Below are 22,379 nucleotides of genomic sequence, written 5' to 3'. Positions count from 1 at the left end.
ACCAACCCCCCGCATCAGAGGAGCAGCAGGTGACAGATCAGATCGAGACCGACGACAACAGCACCTGGTGGAAGGCCCCCCGCTTCCTCGTCTCAACCGTCCTCGTCGCATTGCTGATCGTGCTGGGAATCGTCCTGTGGCTATGGCCCGACGGCGAAGAACCCTCACAGGCTGCACCGGCACCAGCCACGACCGCCGAAGCAGTATCGGGCGAGGAATCGGTGTGCGGTCTAGACGCCACCGGCGGCACCACCCTCACGAAGGCCCCCGAGGACGTCGAATGGACCGCCCTGGGCGCGATCTACGCGCCGTCCTCGGAGGAGCACGGACCGGGCACCGTGGATGAGTCAACGGGTGTGCGCTCCTGCTACTCCCACACTCCCGAAGGGGCGTTACTGAGCGTCGCCAACATGTTGGCCTCCAGCAATGACCCGCAGCTCCTCCTGGACACGACTCAAGCCTTGGCTTTGGACGGCCCGGGCAAGGACATCAACATCGGGCAGATCCGACAGCGCATCGCGGAGAACGACGCATCTACCACTCCTGTGCAGATCGCCGGCTTCCGTCTTCTCTCCTATACCGGCGACAAGGCCAGCGTTGAAGTAGTGGCCGCTGCAGACGACGGATCAGAGAAGACGTACATCACCAGCAGCGCCGACATGGTTTGGCAGGACGGTGATTGGCGCTTCGTGTTCCGCGACAACGGAGACACAGGCCCTGTTGCCGGCCAGGTGTCAGACCTGAACGGGTACATCACGTGGGGACCCCACGATGGCTGAGGAGGAAAGCTGCGGCAGGCTCGACCTCGTCTGCAACACGAAGGAAGGAATCAGCGATGCGCTCACCGGGGCAGCCGGGGATGCGCTGGATCAGATCGCGGACGGTGTGACCTCCGCCGTGGTCGACACGATCGCATCTCTTGGATCCATGTGGACCACGGTGGGTAGCGCCAGCCTCATTAGCGAGAACGGCGGCGCTGCTGAGGCTCCGGTCCGGGGTGTGTTCAACGATCAGGTCGATCTGCTGCTGAGCTACGCGAGCTGGATCGGGCTGGGTGTGTGCGTGTTCGGGGTGCTGTTCCTGGGCATCGTGTTGGCCACCAACGCCCGCCGCGGCGACGGGGCCGGCCTGGTGAACACGGCCACCGTGCTGGCCTCCGGGGCGGCCCTGATTGGTGGGGCCACCAGCCTGATCGGCTTCCTCGTCCCCGCCCGGGCGCCGAACCTGTCCGGGTCGGTGGGGTTCATCCAGGACCAGACCTTCTACCTCACCCTGGCCGTGGCCGCGCTGAGCGTGATGATCGCCGGGGCTCAGATGGCCTGGACCCAGCGCGCTGAACCGGCCCGCGACCTGCTGAAGAATCTGCTCACCCTGGCCGTGGTCACGGCCTCGGGGGTGACGATTCTCAACGTCCTGGTGGCCGGCACCGACGCCCTGGCCGTCCAAATCATCGACTCCGCCATCGGGGAGGACTTCCAGACCGACGTGCTCAAGCTCCTGGCCCTGGACAACGCCACCAGTACAGGTGCGGCGGATCCGGTGTGGTTGGGCGGCAACGTCATCCTGATCATCGTCGGCGGGATCGTGGCGATCATCGTGAACCTCATCCAGTTGATGCTGATGGTGCTGCGCACCGGGATGCTGTTCCTGATGGCCGGGATCCTGCCACTCTCCGCCGCGTTCCTGAACACCGAGACGGGCAAGAACTTCTTCCAGAAGGTCATCGCCTGGACCCTGGCCTTCGCCTTCTACAAACCCGCCGCCGCGTTGATCTACGGGTTGGCGATCAAGATGTCCACCACCGGGGTGTGGGAGGACTCCGGCAGCGGGCTGATCCAGTTCGCCGCCGGGCTGATGATGATCGTCGCCTCCGTGTTCGCCCTGCCCGTGCTCATCGGCTTCCTCAGCCCCGTGCTGGGCTCGATGTCCTCCTCCGGCGGTAGCAGCGGCGGGGCGCTGGGGATCGCGGCGATGGGCGCGGCGATCCCGCAGGGCGCCTCCCACCTGGCCCGGTCCGGGCGCGGGTTCGGCTCTGACTCCTCCTCCACGCCGCCCTCGAAGAGCGGCTCAGGTTCCGCGCCCGCTAGCCCGTCGCCAGCTGCCGGTGGAGCCAGCGGCGCCGCTGGGGCCAGTGCCACGGGCACGGCGGGCTCCGCGGGTGCTGCGGCGGCCGGCGCTGCAGCTGCACCCGTGGCGGCGGGCATGGCGGCCGCCAACGCCGTGCAGAAAACCGGGGAAGCCGTCTCCCAGGCCACCGAGTCCAGCGCGACGGCCGGCACCTCCAGCACCGGCGGAAGCACCGGCGGCACCGGAGCGGCGGGAGCGGGCTACCCGGGTACCCCCGGCCAGGACGGTGCACAGAAGTCCTCGACGGGAACCGGGGCGCAACCGACCCCCGGCACCGGGGCGGCACCTCGCACCGGAGCTGGGACAGGGGCTCGTTACACGCCCGGCTCCGGTGCTGGTGCACCACCGGCACGCTCCGGGGCCCGCCCCACGGGCCCCACCGGCGCGGGACAAGCGGCGAAGGCCGCCCAGCAACAGGCACGTGCGTTCAAGGCGCAGATCGCCAACGAGACCGGAAACGAGGGCCGCCCTGATGGCGCAGACCGAAGCTAGAACGGACGAGAGCCGGCCGCGGGTGTACGGCAACTTCCGCACGCCGGCCTCCAAGGGCTTGGCCGGGCTGTCGACCGCCGGCACCGTGTTGCTGATCGGTGGGGTGGTCGGCGGGATCCTGCTGATGATGCTCAACCTGTGGCTGGTGGCCCTGGGCTTCGAAGCGGTGATCCTCACCCTGATCGCGCTGTCCATGCAGAAGAACAAGCACGGACGCACCCTCATTGAGCGCATCGTGCGGCGCGCCGGGTGGGCAAACACCCGTTACAGCGGAGCCAATGTCTACCGGGCCGGGCCGGTGTCCCGGGTGCCTTCAGGGACCACGAAGCTGCCCGGGGTCTCGGCCCGATCCAGGATCACCGAGCACGTCGACGGCTACGGCCGCCCCTTCGCTCTGCTCGAGGTCCCGCAGAAACACCACTACACCGTGGTGTTCTCCTCCGAGCCCGACGGTGGAGGCATGGTCGATCAGGAGCACATCAACCGGTGGGTGGACCGCTGGGCGCACTGGCTGGGCATGCTCACCGACGAACCCGGGCTGACCGCGGCCTCGGTGACCATCGAGACCGCCCCGGACTCCGGGTACCGGCTGGCCCGGAAGATCGAAGCCCGCATGGTCGACAACGCACCCCAGTTCGCCCGCGACGTCATCAACGAGACCGTGCAGATGCTGCCCACCGGGGCCACCGTCACCCGGGCCTACATCGCGGTGACCTTCAAAGCCTCCGTGCGGGCCGGCGGGCGCATCCGCAACGCCGCCGAGGTGGCGGACGATCTGGCCTCACGGCTGCCCAATCTCACCCTGTCGCTGAACGACACCGGGGCCGGGGTGGCCGCACCATTGACCGCCCAGCAGCTGTGCGAGGTCATCCGGGTGGCCTACGACCCGGCCGAGGCCATCCTCTTCGACCGGGCCCACGCCCAGGGGGTGGCCCCGGAACTGGACTGGAGTGAGGTCGGCCCGCAGGCCGCCGACACCTTCTGGGACTGCTACCACCACAACAACTCCTGGTCGAAGTCCTGGGCGATGTCGGTGCCTCCGCGCTCGACCGTTCAGGCCAACGTGCTCCAGGGGTTGATCGCTCCGAATCCGGAGCTGGTGCGCAAGCGCGTCACCCTGCTCTACCGGCCCATCGACCCGGCGAGGGCGGCGCAGATGGTGGAAACGGATATCAACACCGCCACCTTCAACGCCTCCTCCCGCAACCGCGCCACCGCCCGCGACACGAGAGAAACCCGCGCCGCCCAGGCCACCGCCGCCGAAGAGGCCGACGGGGCCGGCCTGCTGAACTTCGGCCTCGTGGTCACCGCCACCGTCCGTACCCGCGGCGAGCTCGACGAGGCCGAAGCCATCATCGAGAACCTCGGGACCTCGGCGCGGATCCGCCTGGAGGAGGCCTACGGGGCCCAGGACTCCACCTTCGCCGCCGGCCTCCCGCTGGGCGTGGTCATCCCGGACCATCTGGCCCTGCCTTCGACCGTGAGGAACGCCCTCTGATGGCCACCACGAAACGCGATCAGATCATCCTCCCCGCCTCCCGGGGCAACGCCTCAACCACCGTCCTGGACCGTGCCTTCGCCCGGGTGAAGCTGGGCAAGGTGTTCGCCAAGCCCAAGCGCACCGGCAGCACCTCGGTGACTGCCGCCTCCACCCGTCGCCCGGGCCCGCGGGGCCACAAGGGCCGGGGACTGGGCGAGGCGCAGCTGCTGCACCCGATCCGGGAGATGCGCGGCACCAACTACCAGGTCTGCGGACTCTTCCCCTTCCCCATGGGCGGGGGCTCCCCATTGGAAGGCGTCCCTTTGGGCCGGAACCTGCTCTCCGGGGAGCCGGTGTGCTGTGACCCGATCTCCTGGTTCCAGAAGCTGCGGGTGATCGCCAACCCCTCGGCCTTCATCATGGCCAACCCGGGGCTGGGCAAGTCCTCCCTGCTGCGGCGGATGGCCATCGGGCTGGCCGCCTTCGGGGTGTGGCCGATGGTCCTGGGAGACATCAAGGGCGAACACGTCGCCATGATCGAAGCCCTCGGTGGGGCCGTCTTGCCGTTGGGCCGCGGGGTGGGCCACATCAACCCGCTCGATGACGCCGGAGCGGTCGCGGCGGCCAAGCTGCTCTCTGCCGCGAAGGCGGAGGAGCTGCTGGCTGATCTGCACACCCGGCGCTTTGACCTGATCCGGTCGCTGATCGCGATTCTGCGCAAGAAGCCGCTGGACGAGCGCGAGGACCAGATCCTGGATCGGTGCCTCACCGTCCTGGAAGCCCGCCACGCCGAGTCCGGCACGGTCCCGGTCATGGCGGACCTGCGCCAGGTGCTCAAGGACAAGCCGGTCGAGGTGCGCGAGGTCTCCCTGGATCGCGGCAACGACGAGCGTTACGAGGCCATCACGGAGGGTCTGGAGTCCTCGCTGAACTCCTTGTGCGGGACCGGGGCCTTCGGGCAGATGTTCGCCCGCCCCTCCACCAACAAGATCGATGCCTCGAGGCCGATGGTCTTCGACCTCTCTCGCATCTCCCAGTCCGAGTCCGACCTGCGGGCGGCCACGCTGTTGGCCTGCTGGTCCATCGGCACCGGAACGGTGCGGACCTCCAACATGCTCGCCGATGACGGGGTGATCGCCCGGCAGCGGTTCCTGCTCATCCTCGATGAGCTGTGGAACACCCTGGCCGCCGGGCCCGGCATCGTCGATCAGGTCAACGCGCTGACCCGTTTGAACCGGGAGATGGGGGTCGGGCAGATCATGGCCTCCCATACCCCCTCCGACCTGTTGGCCGTCCGCGGCGAGGAGGACCGTGCCAAGGCCAAAGGCATTATGGACCGCTGCGGGATCAAGATCCTGGGTGGGCTGGCCAAGTCCGAGATGCCGCTGCTGACCGAGTCGGTGCCGCTGTCGATGCGTGAGCAGGAGCAGCTGGCGATCTGGCAGGACCCGCCGGCCTGGAATCGCCGGGGTGATGAGGAGATTCAGTACACCAACGATGACGTGTACACCCCCACCGGCGCATCGGCCATCAATGAGGCCGAGCTGCGGGCCTGGTTGGAGGACCCCAAGAACCGCCAGTGGTACTTCGACGATCGCACCACCTCCCCGCCGCCGGGTCAGGGGAAGTTCTTCATCAAGGTCGGTGCGAGGGCCGGGATTCCGTTCTCGATGGAGTTCACCCCCACCGAGCGCCGGTCCCAGGTGCACGACACTGAGAAGAAGTGGCACGAGGCCAAGTTCCGCGCCGCTCAGGAGAGGGGCGAACGATGAGCTCCCTGGACCGCAAGTACAAGGCCGGTGGCGGGGAAGTCGCCCTGCTGCTGACTCTGCTCTTCGCCCTCGTCGGCATCCCGGCCATCCTCTACGTTCTCGCCAGCGCCGGCCATGCCCTGACCCCGCGTACCGACCCGCTGCCCACCGGGTACTGGGAACGGTCCCTGGGTGTCTTCACCGGAGACCTCCCGTGGCGCACCACCGAGATCGTCCTGGCCGCCGCCCTCGGGCTGCTGGCGGCAGCCCTGTTCGTGCTGTGGGGCTTCAAGCGCCACCAGAAGGCGAAGAAGGTCGTCAAGCACGACCGCGCAGCGCCGCGCATGGCGTCGGTGCGCGACGTCGCCCCCTTCACCGAGAAGCAGGCCAAGGCCAAGGCGGCTCGCTTCGGGGTGGAAGCACCGGGGGTGATGATTGGGAAGATGGTCCGCGGCGGGCATACGTTATATGCCTCCTGGGAGGACACCCTCCTGCACATCTGGGGCACCCGTACCGGCAAGACCACCTCCCAGGCGGCCCCGTCGATCATCGAGGCCCCGGGACCGGTGATCGCCACCTCCAACAAGCGCGACCTCTCCGATCTGACCCGCGACGTCCGCGCCACCGACGGCGACGTCTGGGTCTTCGACCCGCAAGGAGTGGCCGGGGAGACACCCACCTGGTGGTGGAACCCGCTGACCTACGTCACCGACAGTGAGCGCGCCGCCGAGATGGCGAACAACTTCGCTGCCGGCTCCCGCCCCGCCGGAGCGAAGATGGGCGATGCCCACTTCGACTCCGCCGGCAAGGACCTCTTGGCCGGGCTCCTGCTCGCCGCCGCCTGTGGCGGGGAGCCGATCGAGCGGGTGCACTACTGGCTGACCCGCTCCACCGACGACACCCCCGCCAAACTCCTCGACGCGCACGGGTGGGGCAAGGAAGCCGACTCGGTGGCCAGCACCATCCGCCAGCCCGAGAAGTACCGGGGCAGCGTGTACTCCACCGCCCTGCAGATGGCCGCGTGCCTGAAGAACGAGAAGATCGCCGCCTGGGTCAACCCCACGGGACCGGACGATGACCGCCCGCAGTTCTCGCCGTCAGCGTTCGTGCGGGGGAAGCACACCCTCTACGCCCTCTCCAAAGAAGGGGCCGGCACCGCCGGTCCCCTGGTGACCGCCCTGACCGTGGCCACCGTGACCGCCGCCGAGGAACACGCCGTCACCCAGGCCGGAGGCCGGCTGGCCACCCCCATGGTCTGCGTGCTCGATGAGGCCGCCAACGTCTGCCGCTGGGCGAACCTGCCCGACCTCTACAGCCACTACGGGTCCCGAGGGATCGTGGTCTCCACGTTCCTGCAGTCCTGGTCCCAGGGCGTGGACGTGTGGGGAGAATCCGGGATGCGCAAGCTGTTCTCCACCGCCAACGTCGTCACCTACGGCGGCAACGTCAAAGAAGAGGGCTTCCTCAAGATGCTCTCGGAGCTGATCGGCAAGTACACCTACACCTCCGTCTCCTCCTCCCGGCAGAAGGACAGTGGTTCCACCTCCCGCCAGGACGCCACCGACGACATCCTCTCCGTGGCGGACCTGGCCGCCCTGCCCAAGGGCAGGGCGGTGATGCTCGGCTCCGGGGCCCGGGCCGTGCTGCTGCGCACCGTCCCGATCAACGACCGCCCCTACGCCGACGCGGCCGCGGCCTCCGAAGCCGCACACAACACACCCACCGACGCCCCCGCCGCAGCAGCGCCCGCACCCGAAATCCAGGCCGCTGAGCCGAGCCCGGCCGAGCCCACGGGGAACCGGTGGGCGGCACTGGTGAAGGAGTAGACCATGGACATGGGTGCCCGCCGCACCAACTGCCACGACGACATCGACGACGAAACCCTCGAGGAAACCGGACCGGGGGAGGGGGAGCGGGAGCTCGTCTACGCGAACGTGGCCGAGTTCGTCACCGAGCACCTGGCCTACCAGTACCGGCGCGACATCGACCTCGCCGGCCGGGCCACCACCTTCACCTGGTGCGCCCAATGGTGGCGCCACGAAGAAGCCGTCAGCCGCCTCACCGGCCTCTGGCGCGCCTGGGAGAACCTGCGCACCGATCCCACCACAGGGTTGGCGGTGTGGTGGCGCGACTACGCCGACCCCACCATGCGAACACTTTTCGACGAAAAAGGGCCCTTCCACGGCTGCACACCCAAAACACACGGACCCAAAGGGATACCCCTACCACTGGATCCACCACCTGCTGGGCTTTTCGAGTAAGCGGCTCAATTAATTCCACACACGGGTGTGCACCAGGGGGATGCACCCGTCAAACCGCTCTTCCCTAAAACACTGTGATCAAAAGTTTGACATATAAGCGCATAAGTGGCTCTTCAACAAGTAGTGTGAGACCGATTGGCCTAACCCCGTACGGGACATGACGGACTCCAACGCGCGGGCCATAAAGGCACTGGTAAAGCGCACCTTCTACTGCTGACACAAAAACCGTAGCCTACAACCAGCAAATGAGGGCGGAGCTGTTGGACGATCACTTGCGCGCTCGGCGTGGCACCACGGTCAGTTCAACAACGGCGATGTGTCGGGTTCGGCTTCCCCGCACCACACACTCCATGCGCCGTCATTTTGTCTTGAACCACAAGAACAATCTGTATCTCATGGAGGGAAGTAAATGCTACCAATTTTCGCTAGACGTATACTCATCACTCGAATACGGCTTATTGAACCACATGACGCATTTCCAGTCATCGCGAAACTCGAACAAACGAATATTTCGGAAAGTGGCATCAATTTCTTTTCCATTGCGAGTACCCTTGAGATAAACAAGGATAATCACGATAGCCTGCGTACCACGAACCTCGATCAGAACAATCTTACTTCTCAGTTCAGAAGTTAAATTTCCCTCGTTCTCAAGTGACGCCAGAAACTCTTCTTTAGTGGCGATTGTTCCATCCCCTCGACGAAATACCATCTCATCGTCCAAGTAGCTTTGGAACTCCGCGCGAGTATCTATCATTTTTTCTTCAGCATCGACTCTATCGGAGAACTTCGTCTCCCCAACCATTTCCCTGGAGGCCTGTAACTCGAGTTCTCCAAACCTAAAATTCATATCGGCAAGCTGAACCACATGTTGTTTTTCAAACATCATATTCCTTATCGACATATAGATACTACGTTTTAAGTGAAACGACATTAGCCTGAATGATATTGTCCAGGAAACACATTGCCACTTCATTTTTCTACAGCCCCAGCTACAAGTCGTAGGCAATACCATAGTGAAAAAACAGAAGGTATTGAGCCGGACAAATTCTAGCCGGTATTCGGGCTCCGTTGTCATGCTGCATCCATCAGCCGATACCTCCACTGTTCAAGCGGTAGCCGGAAGGTTGATCCGGAGGAAGAACGCTCATTTTCCGACAGTGATGGTCAGATATCAGGGATCGACCGGCGATAGACCTGGACGGGCAAGATCCACTAGATCGCCGGCCAGGGACAACCGCGATAAGGTCAGTTCGATGTCCCGGTAGAATTCCTGGTGTTCTACGGCATCCAGAGCATTCTGGTAGGCAACGACACGCTCTGCCAATATCTGGAGGGGCAGCTGCCTGACCTCATTAAGGTAGTCGACAAATCCTTTGTCTACGGGTGCAGGTGACGGCTTATCACCTGCAGGATCTAGATGAGCCAGGAACTCCCGAGAGCCAAAAAGGCCGACACCATCTACCCACATAGGACGCCCGTTTAGTAGTGCCACCAGCATTTCGTCGTTGACACGTGCTGTGGGCAAACCCAAGTCCAAGAGGCAGTCAACCAAACGGAGTGCCCCGTCGAGCTCATCTGCAGCAATTCGCAGGGGGTCGTTGACGGTGACGTATCCGAGTTGCTTGTTCCACAACGTCGGATAAAAATGATCCTTCCACAACCAACGACGTGAGACGTCGATATCTGACAACGCGGCGGTTAAATCCAGGTCACCTTCACTTTTGATATGCCACCGCATCTTAGACCATGCCTCGCCAAACGACGCTCCCATGTCGTCGTCGTGGGAGCCTGCGCCGATCACTTGTCCCTGATACGTGAGTTGAGCGGTGTACTCAGTACCCGTGTGACGAATGTACACGTCCTTCGTTTTCGGAGGTTCCGGCGGTTCGTCGGGGTCAATAGGTCTAGGAATACCGGGGCGATGATCAGGGACTGTCACCCACTCGCCCCACTCGTATTCTCTGACGGTGACGGTGACTCGCATCACAGGCTTGGCGGGAGGGCTATTGGTAAAAGTGGCGTTTCGGAAGACCGCCGGGACATTCTGCACCAGGCGCGGGGCCAACTCGAAGCCAGGTTCCGGGTCTGCCGCACCACCACGCCAGACATACACTCTGGGGACGTAACCGTAATCGTGACGAGGGTCGGCACGAAACACGGGCACGCGCACTGCTGCTGGATCAACTTGCAGAATCGCTGGTAATACGTCACCAGCCTCCCATTGATCTTCAGCGGCCTGTATCTGCTGTTCATATAAGAGGTACTTATTTTCGAGATTTTCAACGGCCCGCTCGAGAAGATTTCCGCTGTCGCGCTTGGGAATCTGTCGGAGCGCGGAAAGAATGGCGTGTCCAGGAGCCGCGACTTCGTCGCGTCGCGCATTAGGAGCTGCGCTGGTAGTTTGGGCAGCCAGCGCGGTCCACTCACCTTCCAGTTGACTGTATCCACACGCGGCAATCATCCATGTGTGGGCATTGACTAGCCGTTCGGTCTGCCCTGTGGGTGCAAATGCAGGCCACCCTTTTTCAGCTACAACCTTGTTTAGATACGCGACATTTTCGAGGGGGAGACCCTTCAACTCGTTGTGAAGATCAGCGTCAGCTACACTTTTGGAATTTACCGGAACTTCGATGTCCTTAGCACAGTGGACTGTTGCCCATGCACGGAAAGTACCTTCGTAGCTTTGAAATTCGGCGGGAGTCATGAGAGGGTTTACCGCAGATTTAGGCCGCCCCAGAGCCTGAACAAACGTGGTTTGCAATTCCTGTCTGTGCGTTTGTTGGAAAAAATCGATGATTAAAGCCTGTTGCCGGTACAATTCAGCTTGGATGGCATCCAGCTCATCGAGAACCGTTTCCACCCTGCGGTTCACCTGCCCTACTGCGACGTCGATTTCATCAAGTTTACTTAACACGTCGACGTAAATTTTGTTCAAGGACTCATCGATGCGGTCGAAGCGCTGTGTCATATCAGTGTGAAGCTGTTGCATATCCTCGCGGAGGGCCTTGATCTCATCAAGAATCATCTGTTCGGGGGTGGGTCCACTGGGGCCGAAGGCCCCGATAAGGGCGACAGCTGCCCCTATAAAGTTTCCGGTTGCCGCAGCAGAGCCCAGGGCGGTGGCGACCTTGAAGCCTTCGCTTAATGCAGATGCCGCTTTCACCATGGCGACGCCTGCCTTGACAACTGCCAATCCCGCCGTACCGACCCGCTGAATATCGCTACCCAGTTTTTTGTCGAACAACCCAACGACTATCGAAGCAACTTCGATGCCTTTTTGGACATTCGCCCACCTTTGTTGGATTTCTGCTTCGAGGGCTGCCTGTCGCTTTAATGCCTCTTCTTGCGCGCTCTTGTTCTTAAGCCAAGTTACCAGGTTTGTCTGCTCAATTTTTAGTGCTTGAAGTTCTTCTTGGACGGCGACCATGTCTTCGTGCAAAATTTTTGTGTTGTCTTGGTATTCAGAAATGAGTGAATCTTTAAGTTCGTCTAGGTCAACGATTACCGTGAGATCGGTCTGCACGGAAATTTGAAGGAGCTCATTAAATACATCGGGATTTGCGTTAATGACAGCCCCGGGTCGAACATCAACTTTGTCTGATCCAGCTGCAGCAAGATTTGGGAAAACTATTGCCGCTGCCTTTTGGCAGGCTTCGTCCTCTAAGCATTGGTCATGGAAGTCCTTGATCATGCTTGAGCCTGTTTTATTATACTCATCAACTAGGTCATACGTTGCGTACGTGCTAAAGAGGTTGCGTTGTTCTCGTACAAGATCTTGGACGGGCGTTAGATCTAGGGCATTTTCACCCATGTCTTTGAGAACATCAGTAGCTTCCGACAGAAGCAGGCCCGCAGCTGCTAGTGGGGGACTCTTCGCAGCTAGTGCCAGAGACAACCCCTTCGCCGCACCCGAGGTGATGCCTGCTATTCGCAACGCATCTCGCGCTGTGTCGTCAAAGTCGGAACCCCAGGCATCTCGCCCTTCCTTGTATTTTTTTTCCAGCTGTGTCTTGTATTCTACGGTGTGTTCTACAATCTCCTCTTGCGACAACCCTTGCTTAGCCAGACCCGCCATGAACTTCAGCACAGCCGCGACGGGAGCGCGTTCGGTTACCTCAGGATATTTTGCCCTTATAGCAGCCTCAATTAGTTCCGGACTCGTTTCTATTTTTGTATTTGCCACTGGGTACCCCCTACGTTCCGTTTTCCCTGCAGGCTGACATATAATTTCTTTGCCGAGAGATTCGAAAGTTCTGCCGTTGCAGATCCTGGGTTAGTCATGAAATATCGCACATGAATCCGTCGTCATTAGACTTACGGGACACTTCCCCAGACTCATGGTGATCGACAATATGGCTTTAGGGTAAAGTCCCATGTCAGACGTCGGGCAAACGTTTCTCGCGTACGCCCCAATGCGACGATTCGGATTCGATGAGATAACGACGAGACCTGCATGGTGCGCCTTCGACGAAGGTCTAGCCCATGCTGGCGATGCGTGCCCTGCAAGTCGCTTTACGAAGGGGGGGTGTTGAAGAGACGGGAAGCGGGCGCGTCACTTAAATAAAGGTGGCTGCAATGTCCGCCCGCAGGCAGAAGTCCCAATATGACTCACACTGGCCGCGGCATGTGGACGGCCGCGCTATCCACTGACATTAAAGTTAGATGCTACTAGCGTCCACGCTGAGCCTGACCCGAAGTCTTGCTCGCAAGGTAGCGCGGGTTGCCCGCGGCGGGAGATGGCTTGGACCGTGACGAGCCGCTATTGCGGAAGACCCGTGGTGATCCTTCAGCGCATGTGGTTGATTGGATGTGCACACCGCCTCGGGGGTCGGATTGGGATCTATGAGGTTTTCAGGGGGTGCTCCGCCGATGTCTAGCCCCTGCCTGCGGCGGGGCTATGGGCCGGCCGGCCTCGTTGCGCGTCCGCTGGCAGTGACTTAAGTGATGGGGCTGGCCTGGTTTGAGATGCCCGGGTCGATGCAGGATGTGGGGTGGAGTGACTAGCAACGGTGCTGTTGTCTCTCGATGGTCGAAACCTCTTGGATACTCACCTCGGGGTGATTGCCGCCGAAGATTAGTGGGGCCCGGTGGTCTCCCACGTTGTGGGCCTGCTCGGGGTATCAATCCTGACCGCATATGGGGCTGGCGGTGGACATCGGGGGACTGGCACCAATTCGCCGGCCGGTCCCTGGCCGCCTACGTCGGATCGATGCCCGCCGAGCACTCCTCCTGCACCTCGAGGGAGTAGGAGCCGATCACCATGACCGGCAACGGTTACACCAGCCGGTAGCTGGTGGAGTTGCCTGACAGCACATGAAGATGTACCTCAACCCTTCGCAGATGATGCACAGTCGGTGAGCCATTGCCTCCCCGGCAACGGCGACCCGCCGCCGTCGCCCGGGAGCTATGAGGGTGGTGCTGGTCGCTAGCCACCCTTGAGGACACGTCCCGGCCCGAAGTGAACCTTTGGGCCGAGTGAACCAGATCGGGGTCCGGGCCGGCACAACGTGGCCCGCAGTGAGAGCCCACGTGCGTGGGTAAGGCCACCAACCTGCGATGCGGCAATGAGCCGCCGGAGACGTGTTCGTCCCCGTTCTCGTGGCAACGCTAAAATCTGATGATCTAGCCCCGGTACCCACTCACCGAATCCCGTACCTACCGGATACCCCGTGGCGAAGAACACCGGGACGCTAGCGATTCCCGAACTTCCTCCCTGACCTCTCGACAGGCACTCCCTACATATCAATTACGGCGCGGAGAGCTTGCTATAGCGCATGTGCGCCGCTGACTTTCTCTTGAACACCAAGGGGAGCATGAGAGATGATCGACGCTGGATGCGAAAGGGAGCAGCGCACATGCTGACACCTCGATGGCACCGAATTTGCCAAGAGGAAGTCAATCGAACTGCCACCCTGCGTAAACAATTGTTGCCATTGGATGTAATTGTGCGGGCACGCGAGGTCGTCATGCTAGACACTCCATATTATACCGAACCAATATATCTCCAAGTGGATGTAACTCCATCCAAAAACGCACCACAAGGTCGGACTGTTTTTGGAAAACATGACCGATGGCCAGATCCACCTCGTGTTCATTCCGAATATCGCAATGAAACTATAAAGTTTCTAGGACGTGCGGGATTTCCCCTCAGTCCTGTACCTCGCTCTGGTGGCATGGGTGCAATGTTCGGTGCTGAAATCGGGATGGCCATAAAGGCAGCAGGCTGGTTGTTCCGGGCAACTGAGTGGGCTCAATCAATGCGCGCCAAACAAAGGCGTGCCGCAAGGCGCAAATTGTTGCCTGAATTAAATCTCATCATCAGCATTAACAAAGCACAACACGCGGTTTTACCAGCCCTTGCCGTTCTTCCCGAACTGATCGATCACTTGAAAGAAGAATTTCCACAAATTCGACCCTATGTAATCCTGGACTGTGCTGATTCCGATTTTCCCTGCACAATCCACTTTGCGCCGGACACCATAAATGACAAGCTGGCCTTAGTCACCATCAAGTATATTACAAAAACAACCATCGAGGGAAACCCTTTCATTGGATACAGAAGGCGCCCCGCTCGAATTTCATGGACGCAGAGAAAAATATACTCGGATTATTGGTCACTTTGGGAGTTCATGAACCCTGGCGAACCCAACCCAATGAAACGCGCTGGCACCGCAGTAACTGCAAAAGAGCAATTAGACATACAGGATGAATAAATAGCAATTCCACTTTCAGGTATTTATCAAAATAGATTATCAATTGAAAACTCGTCTAAGAATTAGCGATACAATTTTGTGGCATCTTTTCGGGCATGCCCCGGGAGCAGGCTTGGCCAAGCGCCGACCGTCCGAGCATCCAATCGCGGGAAACGCCTTGACCAGAGGTACAAGGACCGCCTGAAGTTCGACTTGACATAATCTCTGTTATCGGCGTTAAAGCAGGCCGAGTAGCAACAGATGAGAGAACTCGTCCCACCCTGCCTACGGGCGTCTGCCTAAGCCGCGACAGGGTGTGCGGCGCATCGGCGGGGTCCCCGAGGTCTCGGCGTCTGTTGCGTCCGTGCAGGCCAGCGGGTCCATATGTCGTTAGATGAGAGATTCGCGCGGACAGCTGATCCATGAACGGATCCTCATGCGTACCCCGGAGCCATCGTCGCTGAGGGCATCGGTGATCTCTGACTGAGGCTCGGGGGCGCGACACAGACGGGTGGCCGCTCCAGTAAACTGGCCTGCCCGCGCAGCACGGAACTATTCGTCCATTCTCGACACGTCTCACTACCGGTTGAACCCGCGGGAGTTCTTGCAGCTGGTGAAACTCCCGTTCGGCCGATTCTGCTGGGGTTCCGCGGTGATCTGTGGTCCGCCGGGCTGTAACGGACATCGGGTTGCTCACGGGGATATTGCGGCGCCGTTGCCCAGCATATGTTTTGTGCAGGGCCGCCACCAACTACGTCGAGCATTGGGTTTATGAGGCCAGGCTCTATAGCGCCGCCTACCGTTCCCGGATCAAAATTCGTGTCATGCGGTTCGTCGTACTCCGATGTTCAAGTGGCTTCTGTCGACCGTAGGAGATGGTAAACCCACCGTCAGCCATTTTTCCCCCCAGGTGGCTTCGAAACATTACGGTATCGATCTTCAGTTTTGGGTGTAAATTTTCCCCTATCCACACCCTACCGTTAATGCCCGGCTTGCCCGTAAACGGAGCAGACCACGACAGCGTTGCTGTGACGCCCTCGTTCTCAAACTGCCCTCTCCAGACGATTGTGCATTTAGTCCCTTTGAATATTGGCCAGGTGCTCTTTGCGCCGAGAACGACGCCCCTGTTCGGGCCGATCTCATTAGGTGGCCTTACCACCCAAACAGTATGACTACGCTCTTCCCTCAAATGGGACCATGTGATGTCTGTACGATTGTCGATGGTGATGCGAGCAGGATGACCGCTAATAAGTTTCAATAGGTTGTCAGTGAAACCAATTTTCACGTCCACCTGTGGATCTCCCACCAGATCATAAGGAATAGCAGTGGGGAGTTTGCGCCTATCTCCGGGAGCCAATTTATTCATGTGTTACACGTCCTTCCGCCAGCCACGCGACTTCGACCTGGGACCCCAAAAGCTCGCTGCCGCGTGAGCACACGGCCTTTGAGGTTAAAAATAATAACCCTCCGTGATCGGCGCGATACTACTGGCCAGTTGGAAGCGCACCGCAGGGTTGGTTTCCCGCAGCGCGTGAAGATTTGCTGTCATACGTACTCGCGGCCGACGTCAGCACGTGCAGTGGTAGGCCGTAGGTCGTTCCCCTCGGTGATCGGGTAATACCTCGTCCGCGGTTTTCCACGGTCGGTGGGGGCGTGGCCAGTCCGGGATCAGCGGCGTTCCTGCCGGGATACACCCCCGGAGCCACCCCGGCCCCGCACCGGTCACCCCTGGCCACCGCCGGCCCCGTGGGTCGTCAGGCCCCACGCCTACGCTGACACCATCAGCCCACGACCCCAAGGAGTTGCCACGTACGACAACGACACCGACGACCGCCCCCTCATCGTCCGCGAAGCCGATGACGTCGACGAGTCCGTGCGCGCGCTCAACGACGCCACGATCGATGCTCACTCCATTCCCGCTCCCGTCGTCTACGACGCCCTCGGCAACCTCAAATTGGCCCTCGGGTACAGCACGCACCAGGCCCTCACCCAAGTCGCAGACGGACTCCTGCGCTCCCTAGACACTCACGATGTCTACGACGACAACGGAGACCCCACCGATAACGCCGCGGCCGCCGCCGCACTCATGCGCGAGGCCGCCGGCCTCGCCACGCAGATCGGGACGCTGCCGGAAGAAGTCCAGTCCCGCATCAGCCGCCAGAGCTACAACGCCCCCGACGCGCCCTGAGCCCCGCGACCTGCCCTACCTCAGCACGGGGAGGCACCATGGAGCTGCCCGCAGTCGAGGACAATAGCCGCCACGCCGCCCGGCTGCCGTGGGACACCCAGAACGAGCTGCGTTCCGACTGACGGCCGGGCGCTGACCCCACCAAGAACTAGGCTGCCGCGCTCCAAGAAACGAGAGAGCACATCGTTCACGCGGAGATTGTCCTCGAGCGCACCGCCGGCTGACTCGATCGCCTGACCGACCAGACAACCTCCCCGCAGAAGCGCCGGTGTGTGTGCACAGTGGGCGCCCGAGAAGTCGATTGACGCGCCGGGCGGCCCCTCCCCGGGTCACCGGCAGAGGTGGTCGCTGAACCCCGACACCACAGACGGTTCCCATGCCGCCTGACCACGGGCAACCCCAGGAGGTGGTGCTGCGGTGGAGGCGTGGTTTTGGGTCAGGTGGCGGGGAGAGAGCCGCCGTCGGTGCCCTCGAGCACATACCGAAGATCCGCAGGATCGGGCCACCGGTTCAGAAGTTCCTCGGCGATGTCGTTGGCGCCCTCGTCCACGACGTCGTCCGCGATGTCGACGGCGAGATGGGCCAGCTTGCCCTGATCGAGCTGCAGGCTCACCTGCAGCTCGGTGCCATTGGAAGCTCGGAATCGGGCCTGGACCGGGTAGACCTGGTTGTGAGGCACCACGCGGACTATCTCATCGGGCACCTCGAACCCCACCATGGTGGAGAACCCGTCGTCGCCGTCGTCAAAGTAGGACTCCTGAGCCACCGCCAGCTGCGTCAGCAGCACGTGAGCGTCGGGAGTGTCGCTGGCCTGCAGGATCCCGCGGACGACCTCGCGTACTTGCCGTGTCACCGGGCGAGTGCGCATCAGATCCTCCGGCCGCACCTCAGGCTCGGCGCCGGTGGATGCGCGATCCACGGCGAAGGACACCAGGACACTAGCCGCCGAAAGCGCAGCCACCCAAGGCCGAGGATGACGCACGCCGGCCGCCTCCAACCTGGTCATGATTCGAGCATCGAGGGTTTCGGACGCCTCGGCCAAGGCCCAGACCGTCCCGCCGGCGAGCAGACCGGCCACCACATTGCCAGGCACGTACACGGTCCGGTTCCGGTCAGTGGTGACTGCAGTCCACCACGCCGTCGTCGTGGCCAGGCCTGTCCGGTAGGCCCGACGACGTGCCGGGCTCAGCCGGGCAGGGTCCACGAGACTCAAGGCGCCGAAGGCAACAGTCGATGCAACGCCGAAGACCGGCGAGGTGGGGTCAGTGAACCTGGCGAGACCATTGCGCATGGAAGCATCCTTTCGGGCTGATGGCATTAACCCTAAGCATCACCAGCACCGGGATGTACTGCGTCTTTAGGGTCCTACGGGCTAATAGGGTCCGCCCAGCTTGGGGGCAGAGTAGTTCGGCTTTCGGCTGTCGCGGGCGGAGGGACGCAGGTCACCCCACCACCTTCCTAGGGGGACCGATGCACGGATAGGCGACGAAGACACATCCATCGTTAACGTCACTTATCCGCGGCAGTCCCATTCGGTCACCTTCGGCGCATGTCGGCAGAACTTCAGCCCAGACCGAGTCCGTGCTCTCGCTCCTGCCCACGCCCGAGATTCTTCCGGACACGCGGGGAGCGTTTGGGGAAGCGCACCGCGTCAATGGGAGGCGTGCCTTGGTCCCGGTCGGCGGCCAGGCGGGCCTGCACACCGTCACGGCCTTCCTCGGTACCGCCGTGGGCTGCCATGAGCTTGTCTGCCAGGCGGGCCCGGCGGTCTCCAGAGTCCCAGAGCTCTTCGGCCTCTGCGGCGGCGCGGCGGGTATCCGTGTTGTTCTGCAGGTCGCCTTGTGCAGCCGCGGCGGCGTTGCGGGCGGCTTCGGAGTAGTCCCGCTGCGCGTCTGTTGCTTCGCGAGCGGCCAACTCGTGCTCGGGGGAATCGATGCGCTGTTGCTCCGTGGTGTGGTCGGTCAGGTAATCCGCCACGGACAGTCCGTGGCGGTCCTTCACTTCCTTCTCGATCCGTCCTCGAGCGGCCTCGGCGACCTCGTCGTGATGCTCCCACTGTCGAGCCAGTCCGTAGTGGCCGGCGATGTCGGCCGGTTTCGCGAATTCCCAGAATCGATCCTGTTCCACCGGCGCCAGTTCGGTGCGCATCACGGCGCGTTCGGCCTCGAAGCGTTCCTCGAGTTCACGCCGTCGGTGCTGCTGTTCCATGAGGCGTTGACGGAGTCGCTCGGCGCGTTGGCGGGCCATCATCTCGCCCCAGCGCCCGGCCACGGCCATCGCCGCTTGAAGGTCCCGGGAGAGCAGGTCGTTCACGCCGTCGGGTTGTGTGCTCGTCACTTACAGCTCCATTCCGTGCTCGTCTCGGGTGTGCTCCACGTACGGGCGCACCGTGGCAGTGGGTCCCTGCGTCTCCCGCAGTACCCTGCGCTCACGCGCGGGGCCGGCGTGGGAAGCCGACCGCGTAGGGGTGGAGGGCCCGACTTCCGGCAGGGGCTCGGCGACCACAGCCAGGTGCTGCTCGAAGGCGTCGTTGATGAGCTGGGTCTCGCGCAGGTCCTGGTTGGTCTGGTGCATCTCGTAGAACGCCTGGGTCATCCGCAGCATCTGGTTCATGATCAGCGCCTGCGCCACCGGGGACGGCGCCTGGGTGGCCGCCAGCAAGAAGGCCGTGGTGCCACTGGTGCGCAGCGGCGCCTGAAGCGGGGTGGTGATTTTCACCCCGGACCGATGGGCGGAGCGGGCCAGCACCCGGGCAGTCCGTCCCAGCGGCCCCTGGCCGTCCTCGGTGGCATGGGACCAGGCGGCGAACACCCCGGAGGCTTCCCGGGCCGCGTGCGCCCAGGACTGGTGGTCGTCCGGGGCGATCTTGACCAGCCGCCGGCGGACCTCCTTCAGCTCCCCGGCCAACCGCCGGGCGGTCTCCTCGTCCAGGGCCGCATCGGGGGCGTCGGGGTGGACGATGCGGCGGTGCCGCTTGGCCGCCATCCACTCCTCGGACGACTCTTGCGCCGAGACCGGGGTGTCCGGCCAGCGGGTCCGCAGGGACGGCAGCGTGAGGTCCTGGGCGAGCTTGCCGCCCCCGAACCACAGCGGCCGCATCCCCTTCGGCGGGCGCTCCGCCACGGAGTATCCGGTGACCACCGAGTCAGTGCCGGCGGCGAACCTAGGGTGCACCAGCAGGTTCGCCCGACGCATCTGCCGCACGAACTGCGCCTCCGATTCGGCGGCCACCGCGCACGCGCGCACGGTGCGCTCCAACGCGAACCGGGTCGGCTCCCGAGTGCTGTCCCGTCGCATCTCGCCCTGCTGCAACCACCGTTCGGAGTGGTTGCCGAGCTGGATGAGGTTGAAGTCCTTCTCGATACCTCGGGCGGCCTTCTGCGCCCGCGCGTAGTCGTTGCCGTCGGCCCACTTCGTGCCGTCCTCCCGGATCGTGGAGGCCATGATGTGGATGTGGTCGTTGCCCTTGGTGGAGCGCCCGTGATGCACCGCGACCCACTGGCACGGGGCCTTGGCTTGCGCGTCGGTGAAGTCCATCTCGTCCATGAATCGTTGCGCGATGTCCGACCATTCCTGATCGGTGACCTCCCGGTCCTGGTACGGGATCGACAACGAGCAGTGCCAAACGTGCTTGGCGTCAGCGTCCACCCCGAAGGCGCGTCGGTTCAGATCAACCTCCCGGGCGATCGACACGGCGGCTTCCTCATTGAGCTGCGCGTCGTCGTGCCAGGACATGATGAGCGGCGAGCCGTTGATCAAGTGAGGGTCGGTGTGCTCGTTGGCCCGGCCCGGACCCACCAGGTACTTCATCAGCCCGATCGGCTTGTCGCCCTTGGTGATGTTCGGGATCACGGGATCAACTCTTCGATCTTGGCCAGCACTTCCGCACTGAACCGGCGAGCCTCGCGCATCGTCTCGACTGTCTCGGGAAGGACCTCGCCGGTGCTGTTGGCGTGCCGGGCGATCTGGTTCACGTTGTTCGAGATCGTGGCCATCAGCCGGCGCATCGCCAGCAATTCCGCCAGCTGGTTCCGCCGCAGCTGCACCGCCACCGGATCGGCCGAACCGAACACCGCCTGCACCATCAGCGCCGAGGGTGAGAGCCCGGTCTGCTGTTCCAGCACCATCAGCTGAGCACGCTCGGCTTCCGACATGGAGACCCGGACGTACTGGGTCTTGCCCTCGATCCGCTTGCGGCGGGACTTCCACACTCGACGCGGATTCTCCTGCTCCATCACAGCACCTCCTCTCCTTGCCGGCCCAGCGCAGCGCCCCCACCTTGGTGGGCCCCACACGACCAGTGTGCCACCGCAAAACCGGCAGGGCCAGCGGTACACCCGTTTTATGGCACATAAAACATAGCTTTGCTCCGCTGGGGCACCACGGGTGCGAAGCGCCGGCTCAGCGGGCGCTTCCTCTAGAACGAACGGTGTGCGTCCGTTAACCTGGGGGCATGGCGAAGCTCACTGACCCCCAGCAAGCAGAAGAAGCCGCGCAGCGGCTGCTCAACGACCGGATGGACTACGTCCGCCGTGCGATCACCGCGCGTGGCGCCCTCGACGAAGCCCGTGAGGCCCTCAAGGAAGCCGAGAAGAACGACGTTCAGGCGTTCCAGGCCGCGGTGAACAACGGCGGCTGGACCGCCGAGGAGCTGCGCAAGATCGGTCTGGCCGCACCCGAGAAGGTCCAGCGCGTGCAGCGGCGTAAGGCAGCGAGAAATGGTGCCAGTCCTTCGTCGGACAGTGCTCAGGAGCAGCTGGCGGAGTCGGCTGACACTGCCTCCTGACGGAGTGAACCGTGGCTGAGGCACTGGCCCCGTGCCCACATGGGCACGGCAAAAGCTCCAATCGCTCCGCGGCTTTTCCCGCACCCATGATGGACACGGGGACCCCATCCGACCACCCGACCACAGCCGGCAGGTCACCTCACGCACAACCGTGACACTTCCGCTTCCGCCGACCGTGGACGGCTTCCACTGCGGGTAGCCACCGAAGCGAGCCGTGGGGTGCTCCACCGATGCGCAGCCACCGACGGCTTCTCCCCGTTATGTCGGATTGCTCAATGCTGGAGTAACGACATTGAGAATTCATTGACCGCCCCGCGCACCGGGAAGATGATCACAGCACCCGATATGCGATTCGGGACCACGCCGCTCTCGCCTCAGCCGGTGCACAGCGGCCAGAGAAACGGGAGCCACCATGACATCACTACGTCGCCTCACTACCGCGCTCACAGTCGCCGGACTGCTGACTCTCGGGGTCGCCGGCCCCGCCGCCGCCGGGCCCAGAGACAACCCTGATGACATCAAGTCTGGAGAACCCACCACGCAGGAAGCCACCGCTGTCGAGTACGGACTCATCGTCGGCCTCGTAGCCATCGCATAGTAAG

The 22,379-nt window shown here is 62.7% G+C and carries 15 protein-coding genes; 9 read left to right on the top strand and 6 right to left on the bottom strand.

The features are described from left to right. Positions 1-29 precede the first annotated feature (29 nt). The 6 genes from ACPYN7_RS13885 to ACPYN7_RS13860 are packed head-to-tail and all read left to right on the top strand — an operon-like array spanning position 30 to position 8,111. Positions 30-779, top strand: a complete 750-nt coding sequence (locus ACPYN7_RS13885) for a hypothetical protein (RefSeq protein ID WP_424348028.1) — start codon at positions 30-32, stop codon at positions 777-779. Then, a complete protein-coding gene (locus tag ACPYN7_RS13880) occupies positions 772-2,619 on the top strand; it encodes a type IV secretion system protein (protein WP_424348027.1) in 1,848 nt (615 codons plus the stop codon). Before ACPYN7_RS13885 ends, ACPYN7_RS13880 begins: the two co-directional genes overlap by 8 nt. Beyond that, complete coding sequence (locus ACPYN7_RS13875) at positions 2,600-4,117, top strand: SCO6880 family protein (protein WP_424348026.1); 1,518 nt, start codon at positions 2,600-2,602, stop codon at positions 4,115-4,117. Before ACPYN7_RS13880 ends, ACPYN7_RS13875 begins: the two co-directional genes overlap by 20 nt. Then, a complete protein-coding gene (locus ACPYN7_RS13870; RefSeq protein WP_424348025.1) occupies positions 4,117-5,871 on the top strand; it encodes an ATP/GTP-binding protein in 1,755 nt (584 codons plus the stop codon). The genes ACPYN7_RS13875 and ACPYN7_RS13870 overlap by 1 nt, the downstream gene beginning before the upstream one ends. Further along, the gene (locus ACPYN7_RS13865; protein WP_424348024.1) at positions 5,868-7,676 is read left to right on the top strand and encodes a type IV secretory system conjugative DNA transfer family protein; all 1,809 of its coding nucleotides are present in this window, start codon (positions 5,868-5,870) and stop codon (positions 7,674-7,676) included. Before ACPYN7_RS13870 ends, ACPYN7_RS13865 begins: the two co-directional genes overlap by 4 nt. A 3-nt stretch (positions 7,677-7,679) precedes the next feature. Further along, positions 7,680-8,111 (top strand): DUF4913 domain-containing protein, encoded by a 432-nt coding sequence (locus ACPYN7_RS13860; RefSeq protein ID WP_424348023.1) that lies wholly within the window; start codon positions 7,680-7,682, stop codon positions 8,109-8,111. A gap of 412 nt (positions 8,112-8,523) precedes the next feature. Here ACPYN7_RS13860 and ACPYN7_RS13855 read toward each other — a convergent pair whose 3' ends face one another. Beyond that, complete coding sequence (locus tag ACPYN7_RS13855) at positions 8,524-8,997, bottom strand: nuclear transport factor 2 family protein (RefSeq protein WP_424348022.1); 474 nt, start codon at positions 8,995-8,997, stop codon at positions 8,524-8,526. 285 nt (positions 8,998-9,282) lie between these two features. Then, complete coding sequence (locus tag ACPYN7_RS13850; protein ID WP_424348021.1) at positions 9,283-12,198, bottom strand: hypothetical protein; 2,916 nt, start codon at positions 12,196-12,198, stop codon at positions 9,283-9,285. 1,768 nt (positions 12,199-13,966) lie between these two features. Between ACPYN7_RS13850 and ACPYN7_RS13845 the strand changes: the two genes are divergently transcribed. Both ACPYN7_RS13845 and ACPYN7_RS13840 read left to right on the top strand, forming a co-directional pair. After that, positions 13,967-14,824 (top strand): hypothetical protein, encoded by an 858-nt coding sequence (locus ACPYN7_RS13845; protein WP_424348020.1) that lies wholly within the window; start codon positions 13,967-13,969, stop codon positions 14,822-14,824. 1,852 nt (positions 14,825-16,676) lie between these two features. Beyond that, entirely contained in the window at positions 16,677-16,991 is a 315-nt protein-coding gene (locus ACPYN7_RS13840) for a hypothetical protein (RefSeq protein ID WP_424348019.1), read from the top strand. A 436-nt stretch (positions 16,992-17,427) separates the two neighbouring features. Here the strand turns inward: ACPYN7_RS13840 and ACPYN7_RS13835 are convergent, their stop codons facing one another. The 4 genes from ACPYN7_RS13835 to mobC form a co-directional block, all read right to left on the bottom strand. Next, positions 17,428-18,282, bottom strand: a complete 855-nt coding sequence (locus tag ACPYN7_RS13835) for a hypothetical protein (protein ID WP_424348018.1) — start codon at positions 18,280-18,282, stop codon at positions 17,428-17,430. A 272-nt stretch (positions 18,283-18,554) separates the two neighbouring features. Next, on the bottom strand, positions 18,555-19,304 hold the full coding sequence (locus ACPYN7_RS13830) for a hypothetical protein (RefSeq protein ID WP_424348017.1): 750 nt from the start codon (positions 19,302-19,304) through the stop codon (positions 18,555-18,557). Positions 19,305-19,328: 24 nt separating this feature from the next. Beyond that, positions 19,329-20,843, bottom strand: a complete 1,515-nt coding sequence (locus ACPYN7_RS13825) for a relaxase/mobilization nuclease domain-containing protein (protein ID WP_424348016.1) — start codon at positions 20,841-20,843, stop codon at positions 19,329-19,331. Continuing rightward, a complete protein-coding gene (gene mobC, locus ACPYN7_RS13820) occupies positions 20,840-21,226 on the bottom strand; it encodes a plasmid mobilization relaxosome protein MobC (protein ID WP_424348048.1) in 387 nt (128 codons plus the stop codon). Before mobC ends, ACPYN7_RS13825 begins: the two co-directional genes overlap by 4 nt. 218 nt (positions 21,227-21,444) lie before the next feature. Between mobC and ACPYN7_RS13815 the strand changes: the two genes are divergently transcribed. Next, positions 21,445-21,777 (top strand): hypothetical protein, encoded by a 333-nt coding sequence (locus tag ACPYN7_RS13815; protein WP_424348015.1) that lies wholly within the window; start codon positions 21,445-21,447, stop codon positions 21,775-21,777. Positions 21,778-22,379 lie beyond the last annotated feature (602 nt).

Origin of the sequence: Kocuria sp. CH-021, assembly GCF_049716185.1 — a bacterium.
Taxonomy (GTDB): Bacteria; Actinomycetota; Actinomycetes; order Actinomycetales; family Micrococcaceae; genus Kocuria; species Kocuria cellulosilytica.
Note: the sequence above shows the minus strand (reverse complement) of the source record. Positions and strands in the feature narration are given on the sequence as shown.

Coding starts and splice junctions, on each gene's coding strand:
- ACPYN7_RS13860 (WP_424348023.1), top strand. CDS start 7,680: ATGGACATGGGTGCCCGCCGCACCAACTGCCACGACGACATCGACGAC.
- ACPYN7_RS13815 (WP_424348015.1), top strand. CDS start 21,445: ATGGCGAAGCTCACTGACCCCCAGCAAGCAGAAGAAGCCGCGCAGCGG.
- ACPYN7_RS13845 (WP_424348020.1), top strand. CDS start 13,967: ATGCTGACACCTCGATGGCACCGAATTTGCCAAGAGGAAGTCAATCGA.
- mobC (WP_424348048.1), bottom strand. CDS start 21,226: ATGGAGCAGGAGAATCCGCGTCGAGTGTGGAAGTCCCGCCGCAAGCGG.
- ACPYN7_RS13875 (WP_424348026.1), top strand. CDS start 2,600: ATGGCGCAGACCGAAGCTAGAACGGACGAGAGCCGGCCGCGGGTGTAC.
- ACPYN7_RS13835 (WP_424348018.1), bottom strand. CDS start 18,282: ATGCGCAATGGTCTCGCCAGGTTCACTGACCCCACCTCGCCGGTCTTC.
- ACPYN7_RS13880 (WP_424348027.1), top strand. CDS start 772: ATGGCTGAGGAGGAAAGCTGCGGCAGGCTCGACCTCGTCTGCAACACG.
- ACPYN7_RS13870 (WP_424348025.1), top strand. CDS start 4,117: ATGGCCACCACGAAACGCGATCAGATCATCCTCCCCGCCTCCCGGGGC.
- ACPYN7_RS13865 (WP_424348024.1), top strand. CDS start 5,868: ATGAGCTCCCTGGACCGCAAGTACAAGGCCGGTGGCGGGGAAGTCGCC.
- ACPYN7_RS13855 (WP_424348022.1), bottom strand. CDS start 8,997: ATGATGTTTGAAAAACAACATGTGGTTCAGCTTGCCGATATGAATTTT.